The sequence below is a fragment of the Nocardioides sp. 31GB23 genome, from assembly GCF_040012395.1.
Classification (GTDB): Bacteria; Actinomycetota; Actinomycetes; order Propionibacteriales; family Nocardioidaceae; genus Nocardioides; species Nocardioides salarius.
Genome location: NZ_JBDYKJ010000049.1, coordinates 12,088 through 38,244 on the forward strand (window position 1 = coordinate 12,088; position 26,157 = coordinate 38,244).

The following is a 26,157-nucleotide window of genomic DNA, read 5'->3' on the forward strand; positions in this document are numbered from 1 at the left end:
CCTGGGTGGCCGATGAAACTTCATCGTCCACCCGCCAGATTCATCGGCCGGCCGATGAATCTCCCCGCTCGGCGGGGCGGTGCTTGCCGTCGTGGAGCAGCGCGTTGAGCTCGCCGCCGAGGAGCAGGGCCAGGGCGAGCAGGTAGACCCAGGTCAGCACGACGATCCCGCCGCCGAAGACGCCGAGCAGCGGGTTGCCCTCGCCGACGGTGCGCAGGTAGAGGCCGAAGCCACCGCTGGCGGCCAGCCACAGCACGGTGGTGGTCACGGCGCCGGGCAGCGCGGCGCGCCACGGCGTACGCCGGTTGGGTGCCAGGTGGAAGACCAGCGCCAGCCAGCCGACGAGCACCAGGGCCAGCACCGGCAGGCGGGCGAGGTCCCAGAAGGACTCGAAGGCGCCGCCCAGGCCGACGACGTCGGCCACGTCGGTGCCGCGGCCCAGCAGCGGGCCGACGACCACGACGGCCAGCGCGACCACGACCACGACCACCGTCATCAGGCCCAGCCCCAGGCCCAGCAGCCGGCGGCGCAGCCACGGGCGGTGCTCGTCGCTGTCGTAGGCCAGGTTGAGCGCCTGCACCACGACCGCCCAGGCCCCCGACAGGGTGACCAGCGCACCCAGCGCGGCGACGGTGAGCAGTCCGCCGTACTCGCCCTCGAAGACGGCGCGCACCGAGTCGAGCACCGGGTCGCCGCGCTCGGTGAGCACCAGCCCGAGCGCGTCGACGACCCGTGCCTCGGTGCGGGCGGCCACCTCGGCGCCGACGATGGCCTCGAGGTAGGACAGCAGCCCGGCCGCGATCAGCAGCGCCGGGAACAGGCTCAGGACCGCGAAGAAGGCGATCTCGGCGGCCAGCCCCGCGACGCGGTCCTTGGCGACCTCGTGGCCGAGCACCCGCAGCAGCGCGACCGACCGGTCGCGTCCGCGCCGCAGCACCGGGTGCACGTCAGTGCGCGGCGAGGTTGCCGCTCAGCCGGCCGTGCATGTGCAGCGACTGCTCGTTGAGGCCGTGGATCTCGACGGTCTTGCCCTTGCGCTCGTACTTGTAGGTGATCGAGTCGAGCGCGGCCACGGTCGAGGCGTCCCACACGTGCGAGGCCGCCATGTCGATGACCACGTGCTCGGGGTCGTCGGCGTACTCGAACTGGGTGTAGAGGTCGTTGGAGGAGGCGAAGAACAGCTCGCCGGTGACCGTGTAGCGCGCCTGCGGGCGCCCGTCGACCTCGGTCACCTCGCGCTCGACGGTGGCCAGGTGGGCCACCCGGCGGGCGAAGAGGGTCATCGCGACGAGCACGCCGACCGCGACACCGATGGCCAGGTTGTGGGTGGTCACGGTGACCACGACGGTGGAGAGCATCACCGTGGTCTCGCTCTTGGGCATCCGGCGCAGGGTGCGCGGGGTCACCGAGTGCCAGTCGAAGGTGCCGACGGCGACCATGATCATCACCGCGACCAGCGCGGCCATCGGGATCTGCGCGACCAGGTCGCCGAAGCCGACGACCAGCACGAGCAGGAGCACACCGGCGGAGAAGGTGGAGATCCGGGTGCGGGCACCGGAGGCCTTCACGTTGATCATCGTCTGGCCGATCATGGCGCAGCCGCCCATGCCGCCGAAGAAGCCGGTGATCATGTTGGCCGCGCCCTGGCCCCAGGCCTCGCGCGTCTTCTCGGAGTGGGTGTCGGTGATGTCGTCGACGAGCTTGGCGGTCAGCAGCGACTCGAGCAGGCCCACCAGCGCCATCGCCAGCGCGTACGGCGCGATGATCTCCAGCGTGGTCAGCGTGAAGGGCACGTCGGGGACGAGCAGCGCGGGCAGCGTCTCGGGCAGCTCGCCCTCGTCGCCCACGTCGGGCAGCGCCCAGCCCGCGGCCAGCGCCGCGGCGGTGATGGCCACGATGACCACCAGCGGCGAGGGCACCGCCGAGGTCAGCCGCGGCAGCAGCACGATGACCGCGACGCCGAAGGCCACCAGCGGGTAGACCAGCCACGGCACGTCGACCAGGTAGGGGATCTGGGCCATGGCGATGAGGATCGCCAGGGCGTTGACGAAGCCGACCATCACCGAGCGCGGGATGAAGCGCATCATCTTGGCCACGCCGAGCAGGCCGAGCACGATCTGGATGGCGCCGCCGAGGATCACGGTGGCGATCAGGTAGTCGACGCCGTAGTCGCGCGCCACGGGTGCGATCACCAGCGCGATGGCACCGGTGGCGGCCGAGATCATCGCGGGCCGGCCACCGAGGAAGGCGATCGAGACGGCCATCGTGAAGGAGGCGAAGAGGCCCAGGCGCGGGTCGACGCCGGCGATGATCGAGAACGAGATCGCCTCAGGGATCAGCGCGAGCGCCACCACCAGGCCGGCGACGACCTCGCGGCGCAGGATCGAGGGGCGGCGCAGCGCGCCGCGCACGGTGTGCGTCTCGGCCGGGGGCAGGGCCACGGACGGCTGCAGCAGCGAGGACTGGTCGGGCACGGGGTTGCTCACGGGCTCTCCTGGGCGGTGCGTGGCACGTCGGCCCGGGAGCGGCGCTGCGACCGGTCGACGTCGGGATGGTGGTGCGAGGTCTGGAGCGGCGCGCGGGTGCGTGACACCGCGGCCGACGCCGCGACTCTACCCTGACGTGACGGGAGAGTCTGCATCGTCGGCGGTGAGACGGCTCACCACGCGCCCCGGCTCACCGGTCGCGCTGGGCGCGCACCCGCTCGTCGAGACCGGCGGCGAACTCCTCGGCCCAAGCCAGGCGGGTGCGCAGCGTGTCGACGCGCTCCTCGGCCGCGGCGTGCAGCGACTCCAGCTCGCCCAGCAGACGGGCCCGCTCGGCGTCGTCGGGCTCGGCGTCGAGGGCGTCGACGACGCCGAGCAGCCCGCGCATGTCCTCGAGCGAGAAGTCCAGCGGCTTCATCCGCTTGATGAGCTCGAAGCGGTCGACGTCGAGCGCGGTGTAGAGCCGGAAGCCTCCGGCCGAGCGGGCCGACGGGGCGACCAGCCCGACCTCCTCGTAGTAGCGCAGCGTGCGCAGGCTCAGGCCGGTGCGCGTGGCGACCTCGCCGATCTGCATGTGTGCGGACACGGCGGCGAGTCTAGGCCCGCCGCGAGACGACGATGGACAGCGCGGCCAGCCCGGTCGCGAGCGCGAGCACCGCCACGAAGGCCGACCGGTCGGCGGCCGTGCCGACCGCGGTGAAGACGAGACCGGCCACGGCGACCGCGACCGCGGCCCCCACCGAGTCGCTGATGGTGACCGCCGAGGAGGCGGTGCCGCGCTCGTGCACGGCGGTGCGCGCCAGCACCGTGGAGGTGATCCGCGGGTACATCAGCCCCATCCCCGCGGCCGCGACCAGCCAGCCCGCGCCCACGAGCACCCCCGGCAGGCCCAGCGCCGCGACCAGCAGCACCGCCACGATGCCCGCGCCCAGCACGAGGGCCCCCAGGCGCAGCGCCGCCTCGTCGGGCAGCCGGTCGCCGAGCCGCCCCTGCACGTGCGACGCCCCGGCCCAGCCCAGCGTGGCGACGGTCAGCACCAGGCCGCTGACCCAGGTGGCGGCGCCGTACTGCTCCTGCAGGAGGAAGGGCAGGTAGGCCTCGGCGGCGAAGAAGGTGCCGCCGACCAGGCCGCGCTGCGCGATCACGGCCGGTACGCCGCGCCCGGCGCGCAGGGTGCCCCGCGGCAGCAGCGGGCGCACGGCGACCAGCGCGAGGGCGACCGCGACCGCGGCGACCCCGGCCCGGGCCGCGGCGGGCAGCGCCCCGGTGAGGTTGAGCGCGACGACGGCCGCGGCGACCGCGGCCGCCAGCGCCAGACGTCGTACGCCGCCGCCCCGGGGCGCGGCGCCGGCCTCGGGCGGCTCGACCGAGCGCAGGGTCGGCACCAGCAGCGCGAGCGCCCCGGCGGCGATCGCGACCACGCCGAGGAAGACCCAGCGCCACCCGAGGGTGTCGGCGACGACGCCGGCCAGGAACGGGCCGACCAGCCCGGGCAGCACCCAGGCGGCGGCGAAGAGCCCGAGGATGCGTGGCCGGTCGACGGGGTCGAAGACCTGCGCGACGAGCACGTAGAGCGCGACGACGAGGCCGCCGAGGCCCAGGCCCTGCAGGAAGCGGCCGACCACCAGCAGCCCCATGGTCGGGGCGAGCCCGGCGGCCAGCAGCCCGACGGCGAAGAGCGCGACCGAGGTCAGCAGCGGCCGCACCGCGCCGAGGCGGTCCGACCACAGCCCGACCGCGACCATGCCGACGACGCTGGCGGCCAGCGTCGCGGAGAAGGCCACCGAGAACCAGGCGCGTCCGTCGAGGTCGCGGGTCACGGCCGGCATCACCGTGGCGACCGCGAGGGCCTCGAAGGCGGCCAGGAAGACCAGGGCGACGGCGCCGGTGGTGGCGCCGCGGTAGCGCGGGCCCAGCAGCGGGGTCCGGGCGGGGCGCGCCCCGGCGCGGTCCCCGGCGCCCGTGGACGTGCTCATCGGTCTCGGCTCAGTCGGTGGCGACGGGCCAGATCCGCCGCTCGCCCTCGGCGGCGCGGACCTCCCCGATCTGGTGACGGCGTTTCTGGGCCTTGTAGGGCGCTGCGAGCACCAGCGCGGGGGCCTTCGGGCTGCGGTGCTCGAGCAGCACCTGCACCGCCCGGGCGCCGCCCACGATCGCGTCGAAGACCACGGCGACCGCGCGCACCTGGTCGCGCTCGGTGCGCAGCTTCTCGAAGAGCTCCTCGAGCAGCTGGTCGGGGCGCACGTCCTCGACGATCTCGACCATGCGGGTGCCCTGGCTGCCGTCGTCCTCGACGACCTGCACGAAGGGCAGCAGCACGTCGTCGGCGTCGAGCCGCTCCTTGGCGGCCTTGAGCGAGGCGTCGAGCAGCTCGTCCATCTCACCGGCCACGGTCTTGCTCAGGGAGTCACGCCAGGAGGTCATGGGCCCAGCCTCGCAGACGACGCGGTCACCGAGGGGATCCGAGGCGGGCCTCCGGGCGCAGCGACGCCTCGAGCGGCTCGCCGGCGGCGGCGGCCGCGAGGTGGCGGCCCAGCCCGGGCGCCTGCTTGTAGAGGTTGTGCCCGACCGGCAGCAGCACCCCGCCGGCCTCCCACACCGCCATCGCGTCGTCGCTCCAGGGCAGCGTGGTGACCCAGCAGTGCCGCACGTCGACCGGGTCGGGGTCGAGGCCGGGCAGCGCCCGGGCGACGTAGTCGCGGGCCCGGGCGGCGAGCTCGTCGAGCCCGGCGGGCACCGGCAGGCTGGCGTCGTCGCGGGCCGGGGTGGTCTGGCTCAGCCCGACGCCGTACGTCGCGTTGCCGGGCGCCGCGGCGGCGTACACGCCGGTCTCGCCGAAGACGCCGCTGGAGTCCTGGAGCGTGGCCAGGGCGCTGGGCGCCTCGCCCCGCACCGCGAAGGTCAGCCGCACGTGCGCGGCCTGGGCGACGGGCAGCGAGAGGCCCAGGGTGCGGGCCAGGGCGGGGGTGCCCCGCCCGGCGCAGGCCACGACCCGGTCGTAGGTGTCGGTGCGCCCGCCGCTGCGCACCTCGACACCGTCGCCCTCGCCGAGGGGGCGCACGGAGATCACCTCGTCACGCACCAGCCGGTCGCCCAGCGCGGCGCTCAGCGCGGCGATCGTCGCGGTGGTGCGGATCGAGCCGCCCTCCTCGTCGAGCATCGCGGGGCCGTCGAAGCCGGCCAGCAGCGGCACCCGCCGGGCGAGCTCGTCGGCGTCGATGCGGCGGGCGGCGACGCCGCCGTCGACCAGCAGCGGCAGGTGCTCCTCGACCGCCGGGCCGATCGCGACCGCGCCGTCCGCGGAGACCATCTCGACGCCCAGCCGCCCGCCCCACTCGCGGTAGGCCGCGCGGCTGGCGCGGGCCGCGGCGACCAGCCGCGGGTCGTCGTGGGCGTGCCGGAAGATCCGCGACACCCCGCCGGACTGGCCGTTGCCGGGCTCGCCCTGCTCGTAGACGCACACCTCGACGCCCCGCTCGAGCAGCGCGTAGGCGGTGCTGAGCCCGACGATCCCCGCGCCGATGACGGCGACCCGGGGCGGGCCCGAGGCGACGGAGGGGACCTGCTCGACCTGCACGGCGGAGGAAGAAGTCGACATGGCCCCACCCAACCAGCCACGCCCCCACCCGCCCGGGCGGTCGCCCAGCCTCGCGGGCGGGGTCTCAGGCGGGTCTCAGGCGGGTCTCAGCCGGGGTCTCAGCCGGGGTCTCAGCCGGGGTCTCAGTCGGGGTCCACGGCGCGGCGCCGCTCGAGCAGCACCGTGTCGCGCCACCGCCCGTCGAGGCGCGCGATGCGGGAGCGCACCGCCAGCACCTGGTAGCCCGCGCTGCGGTGCAGCGCGAGACTGGCCCGGTTCTCGGGGAAGACGACCGCCTGCAGCGTCCAGAGCCCGCCGGCGTCGGCCTCGGTCACCTGGCGGTGGAGCAGAGAGCGGCCCACGCCGCGCCCGCCCGCCTCGGCGGCGACGTAGACGGTGGTCTCGCCGACCCCGGCGTAGCAGGCGCGCGCCGAGACCGGTGAGACCCCGGTCCACCCGACGACCCGACCCGGCTCAGCAGCCAGCGCGGCCACCCAGCGGTGCCCCGGCAACCAGCGCTCGCGCAGCGCGTCGAGCGCGGGCACCTCGGTCTCGAAGGTGGCCTGGCGCCCGGCGATGCCCTCGGCGTAGATCTCCTGCACCCGCGGCAGGTCGGCCTCGGTCATCGCCCGGGTGCGCACGTCGCCGGGCAGGTCCTCGGGGCAGCAGGGGGCCGCGGTCAGGGTGCCCATCACCACGTCGGCCGCATGCGGCAGCCCCGTGCAGCAGGCCGCGTTGACCGAGACCAGGCTGGCGGTGCCGACCTTGTCGACCACGACGAAGCCCAGCTCGGCCAGCCGGCGCACGTGGTGGGAGCAGGTGGCCTGGCTGATGCCCAGCGACGTGGCCAGGTCGCCGACCCGCACCGCGCCCGCGGGGCTCGAGGCCACCGCGTGCAGCAGCCGCACGCGGGTCGGGTCGGCCAGGGTCGCGAACCACTTGGCGTACGTCGTCGCGGTGTCGAGGTCGAGGCCCACGTCGGGACCGGTGTGGGTGGCGCTGGTCATGGCGACCAGCCTAGCCTCGATCGACACAGATCGATGATTGCGTCCATCGATCTCAGTCGATATCGTCCACATCGACCGTTGTCGATGAACTGAGGAACCGATGCCGCACTCCGCCCTGACCCCCACCACCGCGCAGCCGCTCGTCGTCGTCGGCGCCGGACCCATCGGGCTGGCCGCCGCCGCGCACGCCCACGAGCGGGGGCTGCCCGTCGTCGTGCTCGAGGCCGGGGCGGACGCCGGTGCGGCCGTGACCGAGTGGGCCCACGTGCGGCTCTTCTCGCCGTGGTCCGAGCTCGTCGACGACGCCGCGGCCCGGCTGCTCGAGCCGACCGGGTGGACCCGGCCGACCGACGCGACGCCGCCGACCGGCGCCGAGTGGGTCGAGCGCTACCTGCGCCCGCTCGCCGCGGCCCTCGTCGCCGCCGGCGTCGAGGTCCGCACCGGCCACCGCGTCACCGGGGTGGCGCGCCAGGGCCGCGACCTGCTGGTCGCCGTGGACCGCGAGCGGGTGCCGTTCGCGGTGCACGTCGAGACCCCGCGCGGCCACGAGGTGCGCAGCGCGGCCGCGGTGGTCGACGCCTCCGGCACCTGGGGCCAGCCGGGCCCGCTGGGCACCGACGGCTACCCCGCCCCGGGCGAGCGCGAGCACGCCGACCACATCACGTACGCCGTCCCCGACGTCGACGACCCCGCGCTGCGTGCCCGGCTGGCCGGCCGGCACGTGGTGGTGGCCGGGGCCGGCGCGTCGGCGCAGAACGCGCTGGTCGCGCTGGGCAGGCTCGCCGCCCAGGAGCCCGGCACCCGGGTGACCTGGCTGCTGCGGCGCGGCGACGTCGGGCACGCCTTCGGCGGCGGCGACGCCGACGAGCTCGAGGCGCGCGGCGCGCTCGGCGAGCACGCCCGGGCGGTGGCCGAGTCGGGCACCGTCGAGACCGTCACCGGCTTCCGGACCACCGGGGTGCACCGCGACGAGGCGACCGGGCACCTGGTGCTGACCTCGCTCGACGGCCGCCAGGTCGCCGACGTCGACGAGGTGGTGGCCGTGACCGGTTTCCGCCCCGACGTGTCGTGGCTCAGCGAGGTCCACCTCGACCTCGACCCCGAGCTGTCGGCGCCGCGGCTGCTGGCCCCCGAGATCCACCCCGAGCACCACTCCTGCGGCTCGGTCTCCCCGCACGGCGCCTCGGTGCTGCGCCAGCCCGAGCAGGGTCTCTACATCGTGGGCATGAAGTCCTACGGCCGGGCGCCGTCGTTCCTGACGATGACCGGCTGCGAGCAGGTCCGCTCCGTCGTCGCCGAGATCGCCGGCGACCAGGAGGCCGCCGACCGGGTCGAGCTGGTGATGCCCGAGACCGGCGTGTGCGGCGCGGCGCCGACGTACGACGCCGAGGACGTCCAGGCCGGGAGCGGCTGCTGCTCCCCCGCCGGCCCGGAGCTGGTCGGCGTGCCCGCCGTCAGGTAGGCCTCAGCCCCGGCCCGCCACGAGCGGCTCGAGGGTGAGGTGCGGGTTCATCCGCTCGATCGCCTCGAGGCGCCACCGGTCGGAGAAGAGCGCCAGCAGCGCCCCGTCGGTGCGCTGCATGACCTCGACCCCGCGCAGCGCGGCGACCTCGTCGCGCTGCTCGGGGTCGACCCGGCGGGCGATGGAGTAGTCGAGGGACTCCAGCCGCACCGGGGCGCGGTACTCCGACTCCATCCGGGCGCTGACGACCTCGAACTGCATCGGGCCGACGGCGGCCAGCACCGGCGCGTGCTCGCCGCGCAGCTCCGAGCGCAGCACCTGGATCACGCCCTCCTGGTCGAGCTGCTCGATGCCCTTGCGGAACTGCTTCCAGCGTCCGGTGTCGGTGACGCTGACGGTGCTGAAGTACTCGGGGGCGAAGCTGGCGATCGGCGGGTAGCGCACCGGCGGGCCGGCGTGGATGGTGTCGCCGACACGCAGCGCGGAGGCGTTGACCAGGCCGATGATGTCGCCGGGCCGGGCCCGCTCGACCGAGGTGCGCTCGCGACCGAAGACGGCCTGGGCGTACTTGGTGGTGAAGGGGCGACCGGTGGTGGCGTGGGTGACGACCATGCCGCGCTCGAAGGTGCCCGAGCAGACCCGGGCGTAGGCGAGGCGGTCGCGGTGGGCGGTGTCCATGCCCGACTGCACCTTGAAGACGAAGGCGCTGAAGTCGTCGTCGGGCTGGCGCTTGCTGTCGTCGACCGCCACGGTGGGCCCCGGCGGCGGCGCCAGCTCGATGAGCACCTCCAGGATCTGGGCGACGCCGAAGTTCGACAGCGCCGAGGCGAAGAGCACCGGGGTGGTGCGCCCGGCCAGGAAGCTCTCCTGGTCGTGGTCGGCGCCGTCGGCGCTGAGCAGCTCGTCGCCCTCCTGGGCCTCCTCCCAGCGCTCCGGCTCGGCGACGGCCGCCGCGGCGGCGTCGAGGTGCTCCTCGGGCGCCCGGGTGCTGCCGCCGGCGGTGCGGGTGTAGCGCACGAACCCGCCCGTACGCCGGTCGAGGACGCCGCGGAAGTCGCCGGCCTCGCCGACCGGCCAGGTCAGCGGGGTGGGTCGCAGCCCGATCTGCTTCTCGATCGAGTCGAGCAGCTCGAGCGGGTCGAGGCCGGGCCGGTCCCACTTGTTGATGACCGTGATGACCGGGATGCCCCGGTGGGCGCAGACCTGGAAGAGCTTGAGCGTCTGCGGCTCGAGGCCCTTGGCCGCGTCGACGAGCATCACCGCCGAGTCGACCGCGGAGAGCACCCGGTAGGTGTCCTCGGAGAAGTCGGCGTGGCCGGGGGTGTCGACCAGGTTGACCACGTGGTCGCCGTACGCGAACTGCAGCGCGGCGGAGGTGATCGAGATGCCGCGGGCCTTCTCCATGTCCATCCAGTCGGAGACCGTGCCCTTGCGACCGCCCTTGCCGTGCACCGCTCCGGCCTCGGCGATCACGGCCGCGTGCAGGGCCAGCGCCTCGGTCAACGTCGACTTGCCGGCGTCGGGATGGCTGATGACGGCGAAGGTCCGGCGCGGTCGGAGGTCGGGTTCATCCACCCGTCGACTCTACGTGGCGGCCGGGGACCACTACCCTGACGGGGCGGCCGGGTGACCCGACCGCTTCCCCTACGCACGTGAGGACACCGAGTGAGCCACCCCCACCCCGAGCTGCAGGCGCCCCCGAAGCTCCCGTCCGGCGCCCTGCGGATCGTGGCGCTCGGCGGCCTCGGCGAGATCGGCCGCAACATGGCGGTCTTCGAGCACGAGGGCAAGCTGCTGATCGTCGACTGCGGGGTTCTCTTCCCCGAGGAGCACCAGCCCGGCGTCGACGTGATCCTGCCCGACTTCACCTGGATCCGTGACCGCCTCGACAAGATCGTCGGCGTCGTGCTGACCCACGGCCACGAGGACCACATCGGCGGCGTGCCCTACCTGCTGCGCGAGCGCCCCGACATCCCGCTGATCGGCTCGCGCCTGACGCTGGCGCTGATCAAGGAGAAGCTCAAGGAGCACCGGATCCGCCCCGAGCTGCGCGAGGTCAAGGAGGGCGACCGGATCGACCTGGCCCCCTTCGACTGCGAGTTCGTGGCGGTCAACCACTCCATCCCCGACGGTCTCGCCGTGGCGATCCGCACCCGCGCCGGCATGGTCCTGCACACCGGCGACTTCAAGATGGACCAGTTCCCGCTCGACGGCCGGATCACCGACCTGCGCGGCTTCGCGCGGCTGGGCGAGGAGGGGGTCGACCTGTTCATGACCGACTCCACCAACGCCGAGGTGCCCGGCTTCACGACCTCCGAGCGCGACCTGACCCCGGCCATCGAGCACGTCTTCCGCACCGCGCCGCGTCGCGTCATCGTCTCCAGCTTCGCCAGCCACGTGCACCGCATCCAGCAGGTCCTCGACACCGCGCACGCCCACGGCCGCAAGGTCGCGTTCGTGGGCCGCTCGATGGTCCGCAACATGGGCGTGGCCGGCGACCTGGGCTACCTCAAGGTGCCCGAGGGGCTGATCGTGCCGCTCGACCAGCTCGAGCGGCTGCCGGCCAACAAGGCCACCCTGATCTGCACCGGCTCGCAGGGCGAGCCGCTGGCCGCGCTCTCGCGGATGGCCTCGCGCGACCACAAGATCCGGGTCGGCAAGGGCGACACCATCCTGATGGCCAGCTCGGTGATCCCCGGCAACGAGAACGCGATCTCCAACGTGATCAACGGCCTGACCCGCTGGGGCGCCAACGTGGTGCACAAGGGCAACGCCAAGGTGCACGTCTCGGGCCACGCCAGCGCCGGCGAGCTCGTCTACTGCTACAACATCGTCAAGCCGCGCAACGTGATGCCCGTGCACGGCGAGTACCGCCACCTGCGGGCCAACGCCGACCTGGCGATCGCCACCGGCATGAACCCCGACAACGTCGTGCTGGCTGAGGACGGCGTGGTGGTCGACCTGGTCAAGGGTCGCGCCAAGGTGAGCGGCAAGGTCCCCGCAGGGCTCGTCTTCGTCGACGCCCAGCAGGTCGGCGGCGTCACCGAGGCCACGCTGAAGGACCGGCGCACGCTGGCCGAGGAGGGCGTGGTGACGGTGCTGGCCATCGTCGACGCCGACACCGGCAAGCTCGCCGACCGGCCCGACTTCCTGGTGCGCGGCTTCGTGCACGAGCCGAAGGCCTTCGACCCGGCCGTCCAGGTCATCGAGAAGACCCTGGCCCGCGCCGCCGGCGAGGGCATCGGCGATGCCCACCAGCTCGAGCAGATGATCAGCCGCGACGTCAGCCGGTGGGCGCACAAGACCTTCCGCCGCAGCCCGCTGATCATCCCGGTGGTCGTCGACGCCTGAGCCGACGGCCGGCGAGCGAGCGGGGCCCCTGCCGGAGCCCCGCTCGCCGTCGGCTCCCGCTCACTCCCAGGGGTGGAGCAGGACCTTGGAGTAGCCCTCCTCGCGCTTGTCGAAGCGCTCGTAGGCCTCGGGCGCGCCCTCGAGCGGCAGCTCCTTGGAGACCACGAACCCGGGCTCGGCCCGCCCGGCGACGATCAGGTCGCGCAGCTGGCGGTTGTAGGCCTTCACGTCGGCCTGGCCGGTGCCGATCGACTGGCCCTTCTCGAAGAGCTTGCCGACCTCGAAGAGCAGCTTGCCCTCGGCTGCGTTCTCGTCGGGTGCGCCCGGGTCGCTGGGGACGTAGAGGCCGACCACGCCGAGCCTGCCCGTGGGCCGCACGGTGTGCACCAGCTGGTTGAGCACGACGGCGGGCTGCTCCTCGCCGTCCGAGACCGTGGCCTGGTAGCCGACCGCGTCGATCCCCTTGTCGGTGCCCTCACCACCGGTCTGGTCGGTGATCACCTCCACCGGGTCGACCTCGCCGAAGTTCACCGGGATGGCACCGATCTTCTCGGCCAGGTCGAGCCTCGAGGGGACCCGGTCGACGAGGAAGACCCTCGACGCGCCCTTGATGAGGCTGGAGTAGGCGGCCATCAGCCCGACCGGGCCGCCGCCGTACACCGCGACGGTCTCGCCCGGGCTGACCTGCGCCATCGTGGCGGCGTGGTAGCCGGTGGGGAAGATGTCGCTCAGCATCGCGAAGTCGCGCTCGTGCTGGTCGCCCTCGGGCAGCGGGAGGCAGTTGAAGTCGGCGAAGGGGACCCGCAGGTACTCGGCCTGGCCGCCGCGGTACGGGCCCATGCTCACGTAGCCGTAGGCACCGCCGGCGAAGCCGGCGTTGACCGTCAGGCAGAACCCCGTCTTGCCCGCCAGGCAGTTCTTGCAGAAGCCGCAGGCGACGTTGAACGGGATCGAGACCCGGTCGCCCTTCTTCAGCGACGCGACGCCGCTGCCGACCTCCTCGACGACGCCCATGTTCTCGTGGCCGAAGACGATGCCGGCCTCGGCGCCGGTGCGCCCCTCGTACATGTGCAGGTCTGAACCGCAGATGGCGGCGGTGGTCACCTTGATCACGACGTCGGTGGGGTCCTCGATCCTGGCGTCGTCGACCTCCTCGACCTCCACCTGGTGCGGCTCCTTGTAGACGACGGCTCGCATACGCTCCTCCTGTGACTCGGGACGCGTCGTGCGGTCGCACGACGTCGCCCCGGTAACCACCCGGAGGCCACCGCAAACCTCGCGCGCGGCTCAGCCGCCCGCGGCCGCGCGCTCGAGCTCGGCGACGTCGAGCCTGCCCATCGTGAGCATCGCCTCCATGGCGCGGCGGGCCCGGTCGGGGTCGGGGTCGTCCAGCAGCTCGTTGAGCCGCCGCGGGACCACCTGCCACGACAGGCCGAAGCGGTCCTTGATCCAGCCGCACGGGCCGGGCTCCCCGCCGTCGGCGCCCAGGGCGTCCCACAGCCGGTCGACCTCGGCCTGGTCGTCGCACTCGAAGACCAGCGACACGGCCTCGCTGAACCGGAACTCCGGCCCGCCGTTGAGGGCCTGGAGGCGCTGGCCGGCCAGCGTGAGGTCGACGACCAGCACCTGCCCGGCCGGGCCCGCGGGGGTGTCGGCGGGCGAGCGCCAGACCTTGTCGACGTGGCTGTCGGGGAAGATCCCCACGTAGTGCTCGGCCGCCTGCTCGGCCACCCCGTCGAACCACAGGCAGGGGTACATCCGTGCGTCCATCTCGATCCTCCTCGGGACTCGTCCGGGCGACCGGGGCGGTCGCCGTCGTCCAGAGGTGGACCGACGCAGCGCGGGAGACTCATCGCCCGCGCCGCGCACGGCTCAGAGCTGCGACTGCACCCCGGCGAGGAGCTGGCGGGCCATCACGATCCGCTGGACCTGGTTGGTGCCCTCGTAGATCTGGGTGATCTTGGCGTCGCGCATCATCCGCTCGACCGGGTAGTCGCGGGTGAAGCCGTAGCCGCCGAGCACCTGCACGGCGTTGACGGTGACCTCCATGGCCACGTCGGAGGCGAAGCACTTGGCCGCGGCGCCGAAGAAGGTCAGGTCGGAGTCGCCGCGCTCGGAGCGGCCGGCGGCGGCGTACGTCATCTGACGGGCGGCCTCCACCTTCATGCCCATGTCGGCGAGCATGAACTGCAGGCCCTGGAAGTCGGCGATGCTCTTGCCGAACTGCTCGCGCTCCTTGGCGTACTCCAGCGCGTAGTCGAGCGCGCCCTGCGCGACGCCGACGGCCTGTGCGGCGATGGTGACCCGGGTGTGGTCGAGGGTCTTCATGGCCGTCTCGAACCCGGTGCCCTCGGCGCCGATCATCCGGTCGGCGGGGATGCGCACGTTGTCGAGGTAGACCTCGCGGGTCGGCGAGCCCTTGATGCCGAGCTTCTTCTCCGGGGCGCCGAAGGAGACGCCCTCGTCGGACTTCTCGACGACGAACGCCGAGATGCCCTTCGAGCGCTTCTCGGGGTCGGTGACGGCGATGACGGTGTAGAACTCCGACTCGCCGGCGTTGGTGATCCACCGCTTGGTGCCGTTGAGCACCCAGTGGTCGCCGTCGCGCACCGCGCGGGTCTTCATCGACAGCGCGTCCGAGCCGGCCTCGGGCTCGGAGAGGCAGTAGGAGAAGCCGCCCTCGCCGCGCGCCAGCGCACCCAGGTACTTCGCCTTCAGCTCCTGCGAGCCGGCGATCTGCACCGGCAGCGAGCCGAGCTTGTTGACCGCGGGGATCAGCGACGACGACACGCAGGCGCGGGCCACCTCCTCGATCACCAGCACGGTCGCCAGCGCGTCGGCGCCGGCGCCGCCGAACTCCTCCGGCACGTGCGGGGCGTGGAAGTCGGCGGCCTGCAGCGCGGCCGAGGCCTCGTGCGGGAAGCGCGCCTCCTCGTCGACGGCGGCGGCGTACGGCGCCACCTTGGCCTCGACGAGGTCGCGCACGGCGCCGCGGATCGCGCGGTGCTCCTCGGAGAGGGCGTACAGGTCGGTCGTCTCGCTCACGGGTGCACTCACTTCTTGTCGTAGGTGTAGAAGCCACGGCCCGACTTGCGGCCCAGCAGGCCGGCGTCGACCATCCGGGCCAGCAGCGGCGGCGGCGCGTAGAGGGGCTCCTTGAACTCCTCGTACAACGACTCGGCCACGGCCTTGGTCGTGTCGAGGCCGATCAGGTCGGCCAGGGCCAGGGGGCCCTGCGGGTGGGCGGCGCCGAGCACCAGGCCCTGGTCGATGTCCTCGGCCGAGGCGAAGCCCGACTCCATCATCCGGATGCCGGAGAGGATGAAGGGCACCAGCAGCGCGTTGACGACGAAGCCGGCGCGGTCCTGGCAGAGGATCGAGCGCTTGCCGAGCAGGTCCTCGACGAAGGACCGCGCGGTCGCCGTGGTCTCCTCCGAGGTCAGCAGGCTCGGCACCAGCTCGACGAGCTTGAGCACCGGCACCGGGTTGAAGAAGTGGATGCCCAGCACCTGCTGGGGCCGCGAGGTCACGACGCCGAGCTTCATGATCGGGATCGACGAGGTGTTGCTGGCCAGGATCGCGTCGGGCGCGGTGACGATCTCGTCGAGGCGCTTGAAGAGGTCGACCTTGACGGCCTCGTCCTCCACGATCGCCTCGACGACCAGGCCGCGGTCGGTCAGCGCGTCGAGCTCGGTCTCGACCCGGATGCGCTGCAGGACCTCGTCGGCGGAGTCGAGCTTGCCGCGCGACTCGGCACGCTGCAGCGACGCCTCGAGCCGTGCCCGTCCGGCCTCGGCCGCAGCCTGGCTCGACTCGACCACCACCACGTCGAGGCCCGCCCTCGCGGAGACCTCCGCGATGCCGGCCCCCATCAGGCCGCAGCCCACCACTCCGACGTTCTCGACACTCGTCATGCGCGCTCCACCTCTCGATTCGGTACTCGGTACCGTACTCTCGGCATCGAGTCTCACCAATCCTGGGAGGTCCGGTGCCGGCTTCGAACAGGCCCACCAGCAGGCCCACGAACAGGCCCACGAACAGGCCCGGCGCGAGCGAGGTCCGCGACCGGCTGCGCGCCGCCGCCTTCGCCCTCTTCGAGGAGCGCGGGTACGACGCCACGACGGTCGGCGACATCGCCGAGGCCGCGGGCGTCGGGCGCACCACCTTCTTCCGCGCCTTCGGCTCGAAGGAGGACGTGATCTTCCCCGAGCACGACGCGCTCCTCGAGCGGGTCCGCAGCCGGCTGGAGACGGCGACCGCACCGGGCGCGGCCACCCGGATCGGGATCGCCGAGGCGACGCGGCTGGTCCTCGAGCACTACCTGCACGAGGGCGACCTGGCGCGGGCCCGCTACCGGCTGACCCGCAGCGTGACCACGCTGCGCGACCGCGAGCTGGCGAGCACCCTGCGCTACCACCGCGTCTACCGCGACGCGCTGCGCGCCTGGACCGGCGAGGACGCCGGAGGCGACCTGCGGGCCGAGCTCGTGGCCGCCGCCGTCGTCACCGCCCACAACCACGTGCTGCGCCGCTGGCTGCGCGGCGTCGTCGACGACGCGACCGCCGTCGAGGAGCTGGGCCTGGCGCTCGACCGGGCGCTGGGGGGCGCGCCGAGCGGGGGGTCGCCGCAGCCGGCCGAGGCCGGCACCTCGATCGTGGTGCTGCGCACGCCGTACGACGTCGACGCGGTGCTGCCCGCCCTGCGCCGCGCCCTGGCCGACGACCCGCCACGCTGACGGCGGGGCGATTCCCGCCCGGCGCGCCGCCCGCGGTGGGACCATCGGTGCACCATGAGCACCGACGACCAGCAGCCGGGCGACGACCTCGTCGACCGGTGGCTCGCGCACCGCGCGCGCACCGCCGAGGACCCCGCGTCCCGGCCGCGCACCTACGGCATCGCGCGCACCCAGCCGGCCGGGCGTCCGAAGGCCGAGGAGGGCGAGGCGGTCGAGGTTGTCGAGGTGGTCGAGGTGGCCGAGGTGGTCGAGACACCGGCGGCGGCCGCAGCGCCCGAGTCGACCCCGGTGGCCGCTGCTGCCGCCTCCGAGGTCGGCATCGACCTCGAGGGCTTCGAACCGGTGCTGACCGCGTCGGCACGGCGTGCCCTCGAGCAGCCGGAGCAGGGACGCGGGCGGGCGCGGCGCGGACGGCGCCGTGACACCGAGCCGGCCGCTGACCCGGTCGCCGATCCGGAAGTCGAGCCGATCGCCGAGCCGGAAGTCGCCGACACGGACCCGGAGGCGGTCGAGGAGGCGGAAGCCCCGGCGCCGCCCGACCACGTGGGCGTCGGTCGCGACGTGCTCGCGCTCCTCGGCGACGCCACGCCGCCGCCGGCACCGGTGCCGGCCGCCGAACCGGCACCGGCGCCCGAGCCGGAGCCCGACCCGGAGCCGGAGCCGGAGCCCGTGCCGATGCCCGAGCCAGGCGCCGATCCCCCGGGACCGGCCCGCACGCCGCGCCTGGGCGCCATGGCCTCGTCGCTGCGCGCGGGCGTGCAGCGTGCCGTGTCCGGCGACCCCGAGCAGCAGGCGGCGCGACCCGCCACCCGGCCCTCCGCCAGCCCTGCACTCCCGCCCGCGCCCGCTGCGCACCCCGCACAGCCGGCCGTCCTGCCGACCGAGCTGCACTCGCCCGGCGGCGTACGGGCCGTCACCGGCGTGCTGCTCCTGCTCGCGCTGGCCGCGACCAGCATCGCCGGCTACGTGGCCTACCAGGACCCGACCGAGACCGCCCTGGGCGTGGCCGGGGTGCTGGCGCTGCTCAGCGCCGTCATCTGGGCGGTGCGCGCCGGCTCGAGCCCGACCCGGATGTCGTTGCAGCAGGGACGGCTCGAGATCCACAGTGCCGCGGGCCGGCACGTCTTCGACCTGGCCAACCCGCACACCTCGATCGAGGTCCGCGGCCGGCCAGGCTCGCGCGGCTGGAAGGTGCTCTTCCACCGCCGGGCCATGGCGCCCTTCGTCGTCGACTCCTCCATGGTCGACCCGGGTGCCTTCACCGAGGTCCTGCTGCGCCACCGCCCCGACCTGGGCGCCACCGGCGAGGCGGCCGCGCAGCGTCGCTGACCGGGCCTCACCGGACGCGACGCCGACATAGTGGAACCTGTTCTAGTGTGACCCCGTGGCCGGATACGTGCAGGACGACATCCCAGCCGACGAGCTGGACCGCCAGCGGGCGCTCTACGGGCCCTTCACCGACGCGCTGCGGGCCCTGGTCGACGCGGGCATCCGCACCGAGGTCGACGACGACGAGGTCCGCGCCGTGCAGGCCGAGGTCGAGGCGCTCACCGAGCGGCTGCGCCGACGCCAGCTCGAGGGGGCGTACGGCGTCCGGTTCAGCGAGGACGGGCAGGGCCGGGCCTGGGGCAACGCGGTCGTGGGGCTGCGCAACGCCGTCGCGCCGCCGCTGGTGGTCGAGCAGGAGGACGACAGCGGGCGCGTGTGGGCCGACTTCCACCTCGGGGCGGCCTACGAGGGCCCGCCGACCCTCGTGCACGGCGGCGTCTCCGCGCTCATCCTCGACCAGGTGCTCGGCCAGGCCGCCGGCGCCGGCAAGCGGCCCGGGATGACCGGGACGCTGACGCTGGTCTACCGGCAGGGCACCCCGCTCGGCCCGCTGCGCGCCGAAGCCTGGATCGAGCGCACCGAGGGCATCAAGACCTGGGCACGCGGCCACATCCTGGGCCCCGACGGAGTCACCGTCGAGGCCGAGGGCGTCTTCATCCTCCCCCGCTGGGCCCGCAAGGCGCTGGCGGAGCGGGACTCCGCCGACCGGGCCCCGCGCTTCTTCGAGTGATTGCCGGGTGCCTCACCGATGGTCGGGCAGCAAGGCGCCTTCGTTGGTCGAGCAGCGAGGCGCCTTCGTTGGTCGAGCAGCGAGGGCCGAAGGCTCGAGCGACGCCGAGACCCAGCAAGCACACGGCGTACGGCGCGTGGGCACCTCACCGGGTCTCGGCGACGCTCCTCGCTGGCGCTCGTCACTGCTCGACCAACGAGGGTCGCCGGGTCGCGGCGACCTCTCCCCCGACGAGGGGTCAGACCCGGTCGCCGACCTTCGTGCCGCGCTCGCCGGCGTCGGTCAGGCGGGACTCCTCGGCGGCCTGGGCCTCGAGCTCCTCGCGGCGCTCGGAGTCGGCGCGACGGCGCAGGTCGTCGTACTCCCCCGGCTCGGAGACCAGGTCGGTGGCGCCGCGTTGGAGCCGTCCCAGGGCGTTGCGCCCGAAGATCTGCTGCTCGGTGGCGGTGCGCTCGGAGCGTCCGCGGCCCAGGAAGGAGACGAACCAGTGCAGCACCGCGGTGACCCGGTTCTTGAAGCCAGTGATGTAGAAGAGGTGCACCGCCAGCCACATCAGCCAGGCGATGAAGCCGGTCAGGCGCAGCTTGCCCACCATCGCCACCGCGCGGAAGCGGCTGATGGTGGCCATCGAGCCCTTGTCGAAGTACTTGAACGGCGCCTGGGCGGGCTTGTCCTTGAGCCGCCCGTCGATCTCCTTGGCGGCGTACTTGGCGCCCTGGATGGCGACCTGGGCCACGCCCGGGAGGTTGTCGAGGGAGATCATGTCGCCGACGACGAAGACCTCCGGGTGGCCCGGCAGGGTCAGGTCGGGGTTGACGCTGATGCGGCCGGCCCGGTCGAGCGGGGCCCCGGTCTGCTCGGAGAGGGTGCGCCCCAGCGGGCTGCCCTGCACGCCCGCGGCCCAGATCTTGGTGATGGCCTCGACGCGCTCGGTGCGGCCGTCCTTGTAGGACATCTCGAGGCCGCGCTCGTCGACGTCGGTCACCATCGCCCCGAGCATCACCTCCACCCCGAGGTTCTCGAGCTCCTTCTTGGTCTTCTCGCCGAGCTTGGCGCCGAAGGGCGGCAGCACCTGCGGGGCGGCGTCGACGAGCAGCACCCGCGCACTGCGGGTGTTGATGTAGCGGAAGTCGCGCTTGAGGGTGCGGTGCGCGAGCTCGGCGATCTGGCCGGCCATCTCGACGCCCGTGGGCCCGGCGCCGACGACCACGAACGTCAGCAGGTGGTCGACGTCCTCGCCGCGACGCGCGGCGAGCTCGGCCATCTCGAAGGCGCCGAAGATGCGCCCGCGCAGCTCGAGGGCATCGTCGATGCTCTTCATGCCGGGCGCGAACTCGGCGAAGTGGTCGTTGCCGAAGTAGGACTGCCCGGCACCGGCGGCCACGATCAGCGAGTCGTACTCCGAGACGGTCTCGCGACCCAGCACGTGGGAGGTGACGCGGCGCTGCTCCAGGTCGATGTCGGTGACCTCGCCGAGCAGCACGGTCGCGTTGTCCTGCCCGCTGAGCACCTCACGGGTCGGCGGGGCGATCTCGCCCTCGGAGAGGATGCCGGTGGCCACCTGGTAGAGCAGCGGCTGGAAGAGGTGGTGGGTCGTCTTGGCGACCATGGTCACCTCGACGTCGGAGCGACGCAGGTGCTTGGCGCCGAAGAGACCGCCGAAGCCGGAGCCGATCACCACCACCCGGTGGCGTCGAGCCGCCTCGGGCGATGCGTCCTGGGTCGCGGTCATGGGTGCTCACCTCTCGTGTCCGGGGGCGCTGCCCCGGGTCGTCGTCGTACGTCGTGGGTCCTCGTGCGGCGCCGGGTCGTGCGGACGTCGGCCCCATCATCCCTGATGCCCGAGGCACCATCGTCTCAACCAGCGACGCCCCCTCCACCATCCGTATGGTCGGTCACATCCCCGCCCGCGTCGTGGGAAATCACCGGGCCCCCCGTTTGTGCCGGAGCCGGGGTGGGTAAGCAGCCAGCAGAGCGGTCGCGACCGCCCGTCCTGATGTCCACCGTGGGAGTCCGCCCGTGCCGCTGAACCGGCCCGCCCTCTTGCTGGGCGCTGGACCCCGCAGCGTCCAGGACGCGAGGCGCTGGGTCGTCGACACCTGTCACGACATCGAGCGCCCCGAGCTGGCCGAGTGCGCCGAGCTGGGGGTCTCCGAGCTGGTCACCAACGCGCTGCTGCACGGCGAGGCGCCGATCCGGGTGCGGGTGCGCGGCACCCGCCAGCACCCGCGCGTGGAGGTCCGCGACGCCTCCCGGGAGCGCCCCGTGCTGCCCACGCCGCCCGAGCCGGGCGACGAGGAGGACCTCCTGCTGACCTTCGGGCGCGGGCTGAGCATCGTGGCCCGCTCCTCCGACGCCTGGGGCGCCGAGATCGAGGCCGACGGCAAGGTCGTGTGGTTCGCCCCCGCGGCCAGCTTCGCCGGCGAGGACGGCGTGCAGGGCGTCATCACCGGCCTCGACGAGGTGCCGACCGCCCCGCCGGCCGATCCGGTCACGGTGCGCGTCGACGGGGTGCCGGTCGAGCTGCACCAGGCCTTCCAGCGCCACTTCAGCGAGCTGCGCCGCGAGGTGCGGCTGCTGGCGCTGGCCCACGAGTCCGACTACCCCATCGCCAAGGACCTCTCCGACCTCTTCGCCGAGATCGACCGCGAGCTGCGGCACGGCCTGGGCGCCGACGCGGTCGCCCGCGCCGAGCACGACGGCGCCGGGACGGCCGACATCGAGGTGGTGGTCTCGCGCTCGAGCGCCGACACCACCGAGCGCTTCATCGAGCTGCTCGACATGGCCGACGCCTTCTGCCGCCAGCAGCGGCTGCTCTCGCTGGCCCGCTCCGACGAGGAGCGCCGCTTCCAGCAGTGGTACCTCGGTGAGTTCATGCGCCAGGCCCGCGGCGAGGACCCGCTCGCCTGGGCCCAGGAGGACCGGCACTCGGGCGTCTGCTGAGGCGTCACCGCACTGGCCGCGGGGGTGCTGCGTCGGACTAGGGTCGGCGCGTGAGCCCGCACCCCCCGACCGGAGCCGGACCCGCCGCGCTCGCCGCGGTCGCCGCCGGCGGCGCGCTGGGCGCCCTGCTGCGCTGGTCGGTCGGGGAGGTCGTCGCGAGCGGCGACGCGCTCGTCGTGGCGACGGCCGTCGTCAACGTCGCGGGCGCCTTCGCGCTGGCCGCCCTCCCGGCCCTGGCCGTCGTACGCCGCACCCCGCTGCTCCAGCTGGGCCTGGGGCCCGGCCTCCTGGGTGGCTTCACGACGCTGTCGGCGGCCTCGGAGCAGACCCGCTCGCTCCTCGACGCGGGCCGGGTGCCGGCCGCCGCCGCCCTGCTGGTGCTGACGCTGGGCGCGTCGCTCGCGGCGGTCGCGCTGGCGCGGCGCCGGTGGCCCCAGGAGGGCCGGTGACGCCGCTGCTGGTGGCCCTCGGCGGCGCCGGTGGCGCGGCGCTGCGCTGGCGGCTGGGCGCCCGGCTCGACTCCGCCGCGTTCCCCCGGGGCACCCTGCTGGCCAACCTGGCCGGCTCGCTGCTGCTGGGCCTGCTGGTCGGGCTGGCGCTGCGCGGGCACGCGCTGGCGCTGCTGGGCACCGGATTCTGCGGCGCGCTGACCACCTACTCGTCGTTCGCGGTGCAGGCCCACGACCTGGGCCGGCGGGCGGCGGCGTACGCGCTGGTGACGCTGGTGGGCTCGCTGCTGCTCTGCGCCCTGGGGTTCGTGGTCGGCTCGCGCCTCTGACCGCGCGCCGCCGGTGGTTCAGGCGTAGCCGAGATCGTGCAGCCGGGCGTCGTCGATGCCGAAGTGGTGGGCCACCTCGTGCACGACGGTGACCCGCACCTCGTGGGCCAGCTGCTCGGGGGTGTCGCAGAAGTCGAGCAGGGGTGCCCGGAAGAGGAAGATGCGGTCGGGCAGGGCGACCGGCGACCACGAGTCGCGCTGCGTCATCGCGACCCCGTCGTAGAGGCCGAGCAGGTCGTCGGGCTCCTCGGGCGGCGGCACCTCCTCGACGAGCACCACGACGTTGCGCACCAGCGCGGCCAGCTCCTCGGGGATCTCGTCGAGCGCGGCCTCGACCAGCGCGTCGAAGCGCGCCGGGTCGGTGACCAGGGGGTCGAGCGGGTCGAGGGGCACCGCTCCATCGTGCCTGAGAAGCACGAGAGCTCCGAACCGTGACGGTCCGGAGCTCTCGTGCTTCGTGCTGGCGACCCCGACGGGACTCGAACCCGCGGCCTCCGCCGTGACAGGGCGGCGCGCTAACCAACTGCGCTACGGGGCCATCGCTCGTGCCGGTCAACCTCACCGGCGAAGCGTCGAAACCCTAACCCACGACCGCGACCACACCCAATTCGAGGGTGGTGGAGCGTCGTGGCGGGCTTCGAGCAGCACCCCCAACGGGATTCGAACCCGTGCTACCGCCGTGAAAGGGCGGGGTCCTGGGCCGCTAGACGATGGGGGCCGGACGCGCCAGAGCATAACGCGAGCACCGCCCGCCCGCGTGCGTCGGCTCGCGGCGGGCGGAGCCGACTGGCAGGCTGGGCCGGACCCGCACGGCGGGCGCAGACCGAGCAGAGAGGGGGAGGCTCCGCGATGGCCAAGCCGACCCTCCAGTCGATCGCCGACGAGGTCGGGGTCAGCCGGATGACGGTCTCCAACGCCTTCTCCCGTCCCGAGAAGCTCAGCGCCGACCTGCGCACCCGCATCCTGGCGACCGCCGAGAGGCAGGGGTACGCCGGCCCGGACCCGGCCGCGCGTGCCCTCGCCCGGGGCCGCACCGGCACGGTGGGCCTCCTGGTGACCGGACGACTGGGCGACAACGTGCGCGACGCGGTCGGCACCGAGTTCCTCGTCGCGGTCGCCGACGCCCTCTCCGACCACGGGCTCGCGCTGACCCTGATCGTCGCCGGGGTGGGCAGCGACGTGGTGCCGGCGCGCGACGTGCCGATGGACGGAGCCCTCGTGCACGTCAGCGAGCCGGGCTCGCCCGAGGTGGAGTGGCTGCGCCGGCGCGAGCTTCCGCTGCTCACCGTCGACCAGGACCCGCTGCCGGGGGTGCCCAGCATCAACGTCGACGACCTGGCCGGGGCCCGGGCCGCCGCGCAGCACCTGCTCGCGCTGGGGCACCGGCGCATCGCCACCCTCAACCTCGACCCGCCGAGCCCGCCCTCGCTCGAGCGGGCCTGCGGCTGGGCGGAGGTGCTGGACCCGGCCGGCGCCGTGGCGGCGTTCCGACCGCCCGAGGCGGCGTACGACGCTGCCACGCGGCTGCTGCGACGCCCCGACCGGCCGACCGCGCTGCTGTGCTTCTCCGACGCCTTCGCCGCCCAGGCCCTGCGCGCCGCGGAGGCCCTGGGCCTCCGGGTGCCCGAGGACCTGTCGGTCGTCGGCTTCGACGACGGGCCGCTGGCGACCTCGCTGGCCCCTGCTCTGACCACCGTGGCCCAGGACGTGACCGAGAAGGGCCGGCTCGCCGTGGCCGGTCTCCTGGAGGTGATGGCGGCCGCCCGCGCAGCCGACCAGGGTCCCGACGGTGCCCCAGACGGGCCGACCGCGGCCCGCACCGTGATGGCGACCTCGCTCGTCGTGCGCGACAGCACCACCCACCCCCCGGCCGATTCGTGACGCCCCACGACGCTGCGGTAAGGTGACCGCGCTCGGGCAGGTAGCTCAGTTGGTACGAGCGTCCGCCTGAAAAGTGGAAGGTCGGCGGTTCGACCCCGCCCCTGCCCACGAGCACCGCAGGGCTCTGACCTGCAGGGACAGTCCCCATCGGTTTCGATGGGGACTGTTCCGATTTCGGGCCAGTTGCAGTTCCAGTTGCAGTTGGCCATCCGGAGCGTGCTGCCAACTCGCCCGAGACGCGCCCGTCCTTCTCGTCGAGCGCTCTGCATGCCACAACCGGGGGCACTGCGAGCAGGTGCGGCGGACCCCGCACACCAAACTCGCATGACCGTCATCCCTTTGGCAGTAACCCGGTCCTGCTGCTGCGTCGACGCAGCCCACGCCCAGCCCGGCTCCCCCACGACCAGTGGCTCTGACCTGCTGTTCTCCCTCGACCAGGCCGCCGAGGTCCTGCACATCGGCCGCACCAAGCTGTTCGAGATCCTGGCCTCCGGGGAACTGCCCACCCGCTACCTGGGCCGCCGACGCGTGGTCCTGCGCGCCGACCTCGAGACGTACGTCGCCGCGCTCCCGACATCACCGCCCACCACCCGCTGAGGTCCGTTTCGCGGTGACGCTGACCCCGTCAGCGCGACGGCGGCACAGCAACAACCATGACGACCGCGCCCGCTCGACGCACACGCAAAGCCAACGGCGAGAACAGCATCTACAAGGGTGCCGACGGCAAGTGGCACGCCTGGGTGACCATCGGCACCAGGCCCGACGGCCGCCCCGACCGACGGCACCGCATGGCCGGCAGCCGCAAAGAGGTGATGGCCAAGGTCAAGGACCTCGAGCGCCTGCGCGACAACGACGGTCTGGTCCCCTTCATCAGCAGCATGTCCGTCGCGGCGTACCTCAACCAGTGGCTCGCCACCACCGCGGCCGCACGGCTGCGGCCACGATCACTGCAGGGCTACGGCGTCGACATTCGCAAGCACATCATCCCCGCCATCGGCGGCACCCGGCTCGAGCGCCTCACCACCCGCCAGATCGAAGCGTTCTACGCCGAGATGGCCTCCCGCACCAAGACCGACCAGCACGGGCACACCAGGCCGGCGTTCCGGCCCGAGACCATCAACCACGTCCACCGGACGCTGCGCAGCGCGCTGCAGGACGCCCTGCGAGACGAACTGATCCCCCGCAACCCCGCCGGCACCGCACGCCGACCCCGCGCATCGGGGATCGACGGCATGGACTACGAGGCCAACACCCTCACCGCCGACGAGGCACGCCGCCTCATCGACGTCGCACGCGGACAGGAAAACGGGCTCCGTTTCATCCTCGCCCTCAGCCACGGACTGCGCCAAGGCGAAGCCCTCGGACTCACCTGGCGCGACCTCGACCTCGAGAGCGCCCAGCCCCAGATGCGCATCAGGCTCCAGCTCCAGCGACACCCCTGGAACCACGGCTGCACCCGACCCGACACCCACGGGGAGCCCACGCCGACCTGCGGCCGGAAACGTGCCTGCGACTGCCCCACCAGACACGGCGGCGGACTGGTCCTCAGCCCCACCAAAACCCGCCGCGGACAGCGACCACTCGCGCTCGACCCCATCACCGCCGACCTGATTCGTCGACACCGCGAAGCCCAGCGACACGCACCCATCACCAACGATCCGTACTGGGCCGACCAGGACCTCGTCTTCCGGCGACCCGACGGTATGCCGATTGACCCCAAGGCCGACCACAAGACCTGGAAGCGGCTGCTGTCAGCGGCCGATGTCGGCGACCACCGCCTCCACGATGCCCGGCACACCGCTGGCCTGCCACGGTGATCTCGGACGGTGGGCCCTCCTAAGGTGAGGGTTCTACTGGAATCGAGATCTGCAGTGACTG

25 protein-coding genes and 3 tRNA genes are annotated in these 26,157 nt (G+C 73.6%); 12 read left to right on the plus strand and 16 right to left on the minus strand.

Annotated elements, in window-relative coordinates:
• Positions 1-40 precede the first annotated feature (40 nt).
• The 7 genes from ABKW28_RS15515 to ABKW28_RS15545 all read right to left on the minus strand — a co-directional run bounded on the left by ABKW28_RS15515 (position 41) and on the right by ABKW28_RS15545 (position 7,070).
• Positions 41-937, minus strand: a complete 897-nt coding sequence (locus tag ABKW28_RS15515; RefSeq protein ID WP_348611289.1) for a YihY/virulence factor BrkB family protein — start codon at positions 935-937, stop codon at positions 41-43.
• Positions 938-947: 10 nt separating this feature from the next.
• Entirely contained in the window at positions 948-2,486 is a 1,539-nt protein-coding gene (locus ABKW28_RS15520; protein ID WP_348611292.1) for a SulP family inorganic anion transporter, read from the minus strand.
• 190 nt (positions 2,487-2,676) lie between these two features.
• A complete protein-coding gene (locus ABKW28_RS15525; RefSeq protein WP_348611295.1) occupies positions 2,677-3,072 on the minus strand; it encodes a MerR family transcriptional regulator in 396 nt (131 codons plus the stop codon).
• Positions 3,073-3,082: 10 nt separating this feature from the next.
• A complete protein-coding gene (locus tag ABKW28_RS15530; RefSeq protein WP_348611298.1) occupies positions 3,083-4,462 on the minus strand; it encodes an MFS transporter in 1,380 nt (459 codons plus the stop codon).
• A gap of 10 nt (positions 4,463-4,472) precedes the next feature.
• Positions 4,473-4,910 (minus strand): hypothetical protein, encoded by a 438-nt coding sequence (locus ABKW28_RS15535; protein ID WP_302705444.1) that lies wholly within the window; start codon positions 4,908-4,910, stop codon positions 4,473-4,475.
• Positions 4,911-4,935: 25 nt separating this feature from the next.
• Positions 4,936-6,084, minus strand: a complete 1,149-nt coding sequence (locus tag ABKW28_RS15540; protein ID WP_348611301.1) for an FAD-binding oxidoreductase — start codon at positions 6,082-6,084, stop codon at positions 4,936-4,938.
• A gap of 122 nt (positions 6,085-6,206) precedes the next feature.
• Positions 6,207-7,070, minus strand: coding sequence for a GNAT family N-acetyltransferase (locus ABKW28_RS15545; protein WP_348611304.1), 864 nt, complete (start codon positions 7,068-7,070; stop codon positions 6,207-6,209).
• Positions 7,071-7,170: 100 nt separating this feature from the next.
• Between ABKW28_RS15545 and ABKW28_RS15550 the strand changes: the two genes are divergently transcribed.
• Positions 7,171-8,532, plus strand: a complete 1,362-nt coding sequence (locus ABKW28_RS15550; RefSeq protein WP_348611307.1) for an FAD-dependent oxidoreductase — start codon at positions 7,171-7,173, stop codon at positions 8,530-8,532.
• 3 nt (positions 8,533-8,535) lie between these two features.
• Here the strand turns inward: ABKW28_RS15550 and ABKW28_RS15555 are convergent, their stop codons facing one another.
• The gene (locus ABKW28_RS15555) at positions 8,536-10,107 is read right to left on the minus strand and encodes a peptide chain release factor 3 (RefSeq protein ID WP_348611310.1); all 1,572 of its coding nucleotides are present in this window, start codon (positions 10,105-10,107) and stop codon (positions 8,536-8,538) included.
• A gap of 90 nt (positions 10,108-10,197) precedes the next feature.
• Between ABKW28_RS15555 and ABKW28_RS15560 the strand changes: the two genes are divergently transcribed.
• Complete coding sequence (locus tag ABKW28_RS15560; protein WP_193668110.1) at positions 10,198-11,883, plus strand: ribonuclease J; 1,686 nt, start codon at positions 10,198-10,200, stop codon at positions 11,881-11,883.
• A 60-nt stretch (positions 11,884-11,943) separates the two neighbouring features.
• On the opposite strand, the gene ABKW28_RS15565 is transcribed toward ABKW28_RS15560, so the two are convergent.
• From ABKW28_RS15565 to ABKW28_RS15580, 4 genes are all read right to left on the minus strand, one after another.
• The gene (locus ABKW28_RS15565; protein ID WP_193668112.1) at positions 11,944-13,080 is read right to left on the minus strand and encodes a glutathione-independent formaldehyde dehydrogenase; all 1,137 of its coding nucleotides are present in this window, start codon (positions 13,078-13,080) and stop codon (positions 11,944-11,946) included.
• Positions 13,081-13,170: 90 nt separating this feature from the next.
• A complete protein-coding gene (locus tag ABKW28_RS15570) occupies positions 13,171-13,653 on the minus strand; it encodes a VOC family protein (protein ID WP_348611313.1) in 483 nt (160 codons plus the stop codon).
• Between the two features lie 102 nt (positions 13,654-13,755).
• Positions 13,756-14,928: an acyl-CoA dehydrogenase family protein gene (locus ABKW28_RS15575; protein WP_348611316.1), complete on the minus strand. Its 1,173-nt coding sequence runs from the start codon at positions 14,926-14,928 to the stop codon at positions 13,756-13,758.
• Between the two features lie 8 nt (positions 14,929-14,936).
• Positions 14,937-15,797 carry a 3-hydroxybutyryl-CoA dehydrogenase gene (locus ABKW28_RS15580; protein WP_348611319.1) on the minus strand — a complete coding sequence of 287 codons (861 nt, stop codon included), beginning with the start codon at positions 15,795-15,797 and terminating at the stop codon, positions 14,937-14,939.
• A gap of 74 nt (positions 15,798-15,871) precedes the next feature.
• Between ABKW28_RS15580 and ABKW28_RS15585 the strand changes: the two genes are divergently transcribed.
• From ABKW28_RS15585 to ABKW28_RS15595, 3 genes are read left to right on the plus strand one after another with little or no spacing between them, the layout of a single operon-like run.
• A complete protein-coding gene (locus ABKW28_RS15585; protein WP_348611322.1) occupies positions 15,872-16,618 on the plus strand; it encodes a TetR/AcrR family transcriptional regulator in 747 nt (248 codons plus the stop codon).
• 54 nt (positions 16,619-16,672) lie between these two features.
• Positions 16,673-17,947 carry a hypothetical protein gene (locus ABKW28_RS15590; RefSeq protein WP_348611325.1) on the plus strand — a complete coding sequence of 425 codons (1,275 nt, stop codon included), beginning with the start codon at positions 16,673-16,675 and terminating at the stop codon, positions 17,945-17,947.
• 55 nt (positions 17,948-18,002) lie between these two features.
• Positions 18,003-18,677, plus strand: coding sequence for a PaaI family thioesterase (locus ABKW28_RS15595; RefSeq protein WP_348611328.1), 675 nt, complete (start codon positions 18,003-18,005; stop codon positions 18,675-18,677).
• A gap of 238 nt (positions 18,678-18,915) precedes the next feature.
• Here ABKW28_RS15595 and ABKW28_RS15600 read toward each other — a convergent pair whose 3' ends face one another.
• Complete coding sequence (locus ABKW28_RS15600; protein WP_348611331.1) at positions 18,916-20,409, minus strand: NAD(P)/FAD-dependent oxidoreductase; 1,494 nt, start codon at positions 20,407-20,409, stop codon at positions 18,916-18,918.
• Between the two features lie 287 nt (positions 20,410-20,696).
• On the opposite strand from ABKW28_RS15600, the gene ABKW28_RS15605 reads away from it, so the two are divergent.
• From ABKW28_RS15605 to ABKW28_RS15615, 3 genes are read left to right on the plus strand one after another with little or no spacing between them, the layout of a single operon-like run.
• Positions 20,697-21,620, plus strand: coding sequence for an ATP-binding protein (locus ABKW28_RS15605; RefSeq protein WP_193668130.1), 924 nt, complete (start codon positions 20,697-20,699; stop codon positions 21,618-21,620).
• Between the two features lie 50 nt (positions 21,621-21,670).
• Positions 21,671-22,069, plus strand: a complete 399-nt coding sequence (locus ABKW28_RS15610) for a CrcB family protein (RefSeq protein ID WP_348611334.1) — start codon at positions 21,671-21,673, stop codon at positions 22,067-22,069.
• Positions 22,066-22,398 carry a CrcB family protein gene (locus ABKW28_RS15615; protein ID WP_341231339.1) on the plus strand — a complete coding sequence of 111 codons (333 nt, stop codon included), beginning with the start codon at positions 22,066-22,068 and terminating at the stop codon, positions 22,396-22,398. The genes ABKW28_RS15610 and ABKW28_RS15615 overlap by 4 nt, the downstream gene beginning before the upstream one ends.
• Before the next feature lie 18 nt (positions 22,399-22,416).
• On the opposite strand, the gene ABKW28_RS15620 is transcribed toward ABKW28_RS15615, so the two are convergent.
• The 3 genes from ABKW28_RS15620 to ABKW28_RS15630 form a co-directional block, all read right to left on the minus strand.
• A complete protein-coding gene (locus ABKW28_RS15620; RefSeq protein WP_307822996.1) occupies positions 22,417-22,791 on the minus strand; it encodes a metallopeptidase family protein in 375 nt (124 codons plus the stop codon).
• Positions 22,792-22,859: 68 nt separating this feature from the next.
• Positions 22,860-22,936 (minus strand) — tRNA-Asp (locus tag ABKW28_RS15625).
• A 107-nt stretch (positions 22,937-23,043) separates the two neighbouring features.
• Positions 23,044-23,116 (minus strand) — tRNA-Glu (locus ABKW28_RS15630).
• 131 nt (positions 23,117-23,247) lie between these two features.
• Here ABKW28_RS15630 and ABKW28_RS15635 point away from each other — a divergent pair.
• The 4 genes from ABKW28_RS15635 to ABKW28_RS15650 all read left to right on the plus strand — a co-directional run bounded on the left by ABKW28_RS15635 (position 23,248) and on the right by ABKW28_RS15650 (position 26,096).
• Positions 23,248-24,279: a LacI family DNA-binding transcriptional regulator gene (locus tag ABKW28_RS15635; protein ID WP_348611337.1), complete on the plus strand. Its 1,032-nt coding sequence runs from the start codon at positions 23,248-23,250 to the stop codon at positions 24,277-24,279.
• 34 nt (positions 24,280-24,313) lie between these two features.
• A tRNA-Phe gene (locus ABKW28_RS15640) sits at positions 24,314-24,387 on the plus strand.
• A gap of 216 nt (positions 24,388-24,603) precedes the next feature.
• Complete coding sequence (locus ABKW28_RS15645) at positions 24,604-24,876, plus strand: helix-turn-helix domain-containing protein (RefSeq protein WP_348611339.1); 273 nt, start codon at positions 24,604-24,606, stop codon at positions 24,874-24,876.
• A 56-nt stretch (positions 24,877-24,932) separates the two neighbouring features.
• Positions 24,933-26,096: a hypothetical protein gene (locus ABKW28_RS15650; RefSeq protein WP_348611342.1), complete on the plus strand. Its 1,164-nt coding sequence runs from the start codon at positions 24,933-24,935 to the stop codon at positions 26,094-26,096.
• Positions 26,097-26,157: the final 61 nt, after the last annotated feature.

Coding starts and splice junctions, on each gene's coding strand:
- ABKW28_RS15530 (WP_348611298.1), bottom strand. CDS start 4,462: ATGAGCACGTCCACGGGCGCCGGGGACCGCGCCGGGGCGCGCCCCGCC.
- ABKW28_RS15535 (WP_302705444.1), bottom strand. CDS start 4,910: ATGACCTCCTGGCGTGACTCCCTGAGCAAGACCGTGGCCGGTGAGATG.
- ABKW28_RS15540 (WP_348611301.1), bottom strand. CDS start 6,084: ATGTCGACTTCTTCCTCCGCCGTGCAGGTCGAGCAGGTCCCCTCCGTC.
- ABKW28_RS15545 (WP_348611304.1), bottom strand. CDS start 7,070: ATGACCAGCGCCACCCACACCGGTCCCGACGTGGGCCTCGACCTCGAC.
- ABKW28_RS15550 (WP_348611307.1), top strand. CDS start 7,171: ATGCCGCACTCCGCCCTGACCCCCACCACCGCGCAGCCGCTCGTCGTC.
- ABKW28_RS15565 (WP_193668112.1), bottom strand. CDS start 13,080: ATGCGAGCCGTCGTCTACAAGGAGCCGCACCAGGTGGAGGTCGAGGAG.
- ABKW28_RS15570 (WP_348611313.1), bottom strand. CDS start 13,653: ATGGACGCACGGATGTACCCCTGCCTGTGGTTCGACGGGGTGGCCGAG.
- ABKW28_RS15580 (WP_348611319.1), bottom strand. CDS start 15,797: ATGACGAGTGTCGAGAACGTCGGAGTGGTGGGCTGCGGCCTGATGGGG.
- ABKW28_RS15590 (WP_348611325.1), top strand. CDS start 16,673: ATGAGCACCGACGACCAGCAGCCGGGCGACGACCTCGTCGACCGGTGG.
- ABKW28_RS15600 (WP_348611331.1), bottom strand. CDS start 20,409: ATGACCGCGACCCAGGACGCATCGCCCGAGGCGGCTCGACGCCACCGG.
- ABKW28_RS15635 (WP_348611337.1), top strand. CDS start 23,248: ATGGCCAAGCCGACCCTCCAGTCGATCGCCGACGAGGTCGGGGTCAGC.
- ABKW28_RS15645 (WP_348611339.1), top strand. CDS start 24,604: ATGACCGTCATCCCTTTGGCAGTAACCCGGTCCTGCTGCTGCGTCGAC.
- ABKW28_RS15650 (WP_348611342.1), top strand. CDS start 24,933: ATGACGACCGCGCCCGCTCGACGCACACGCAAAGCCAACGGCGAGAAC.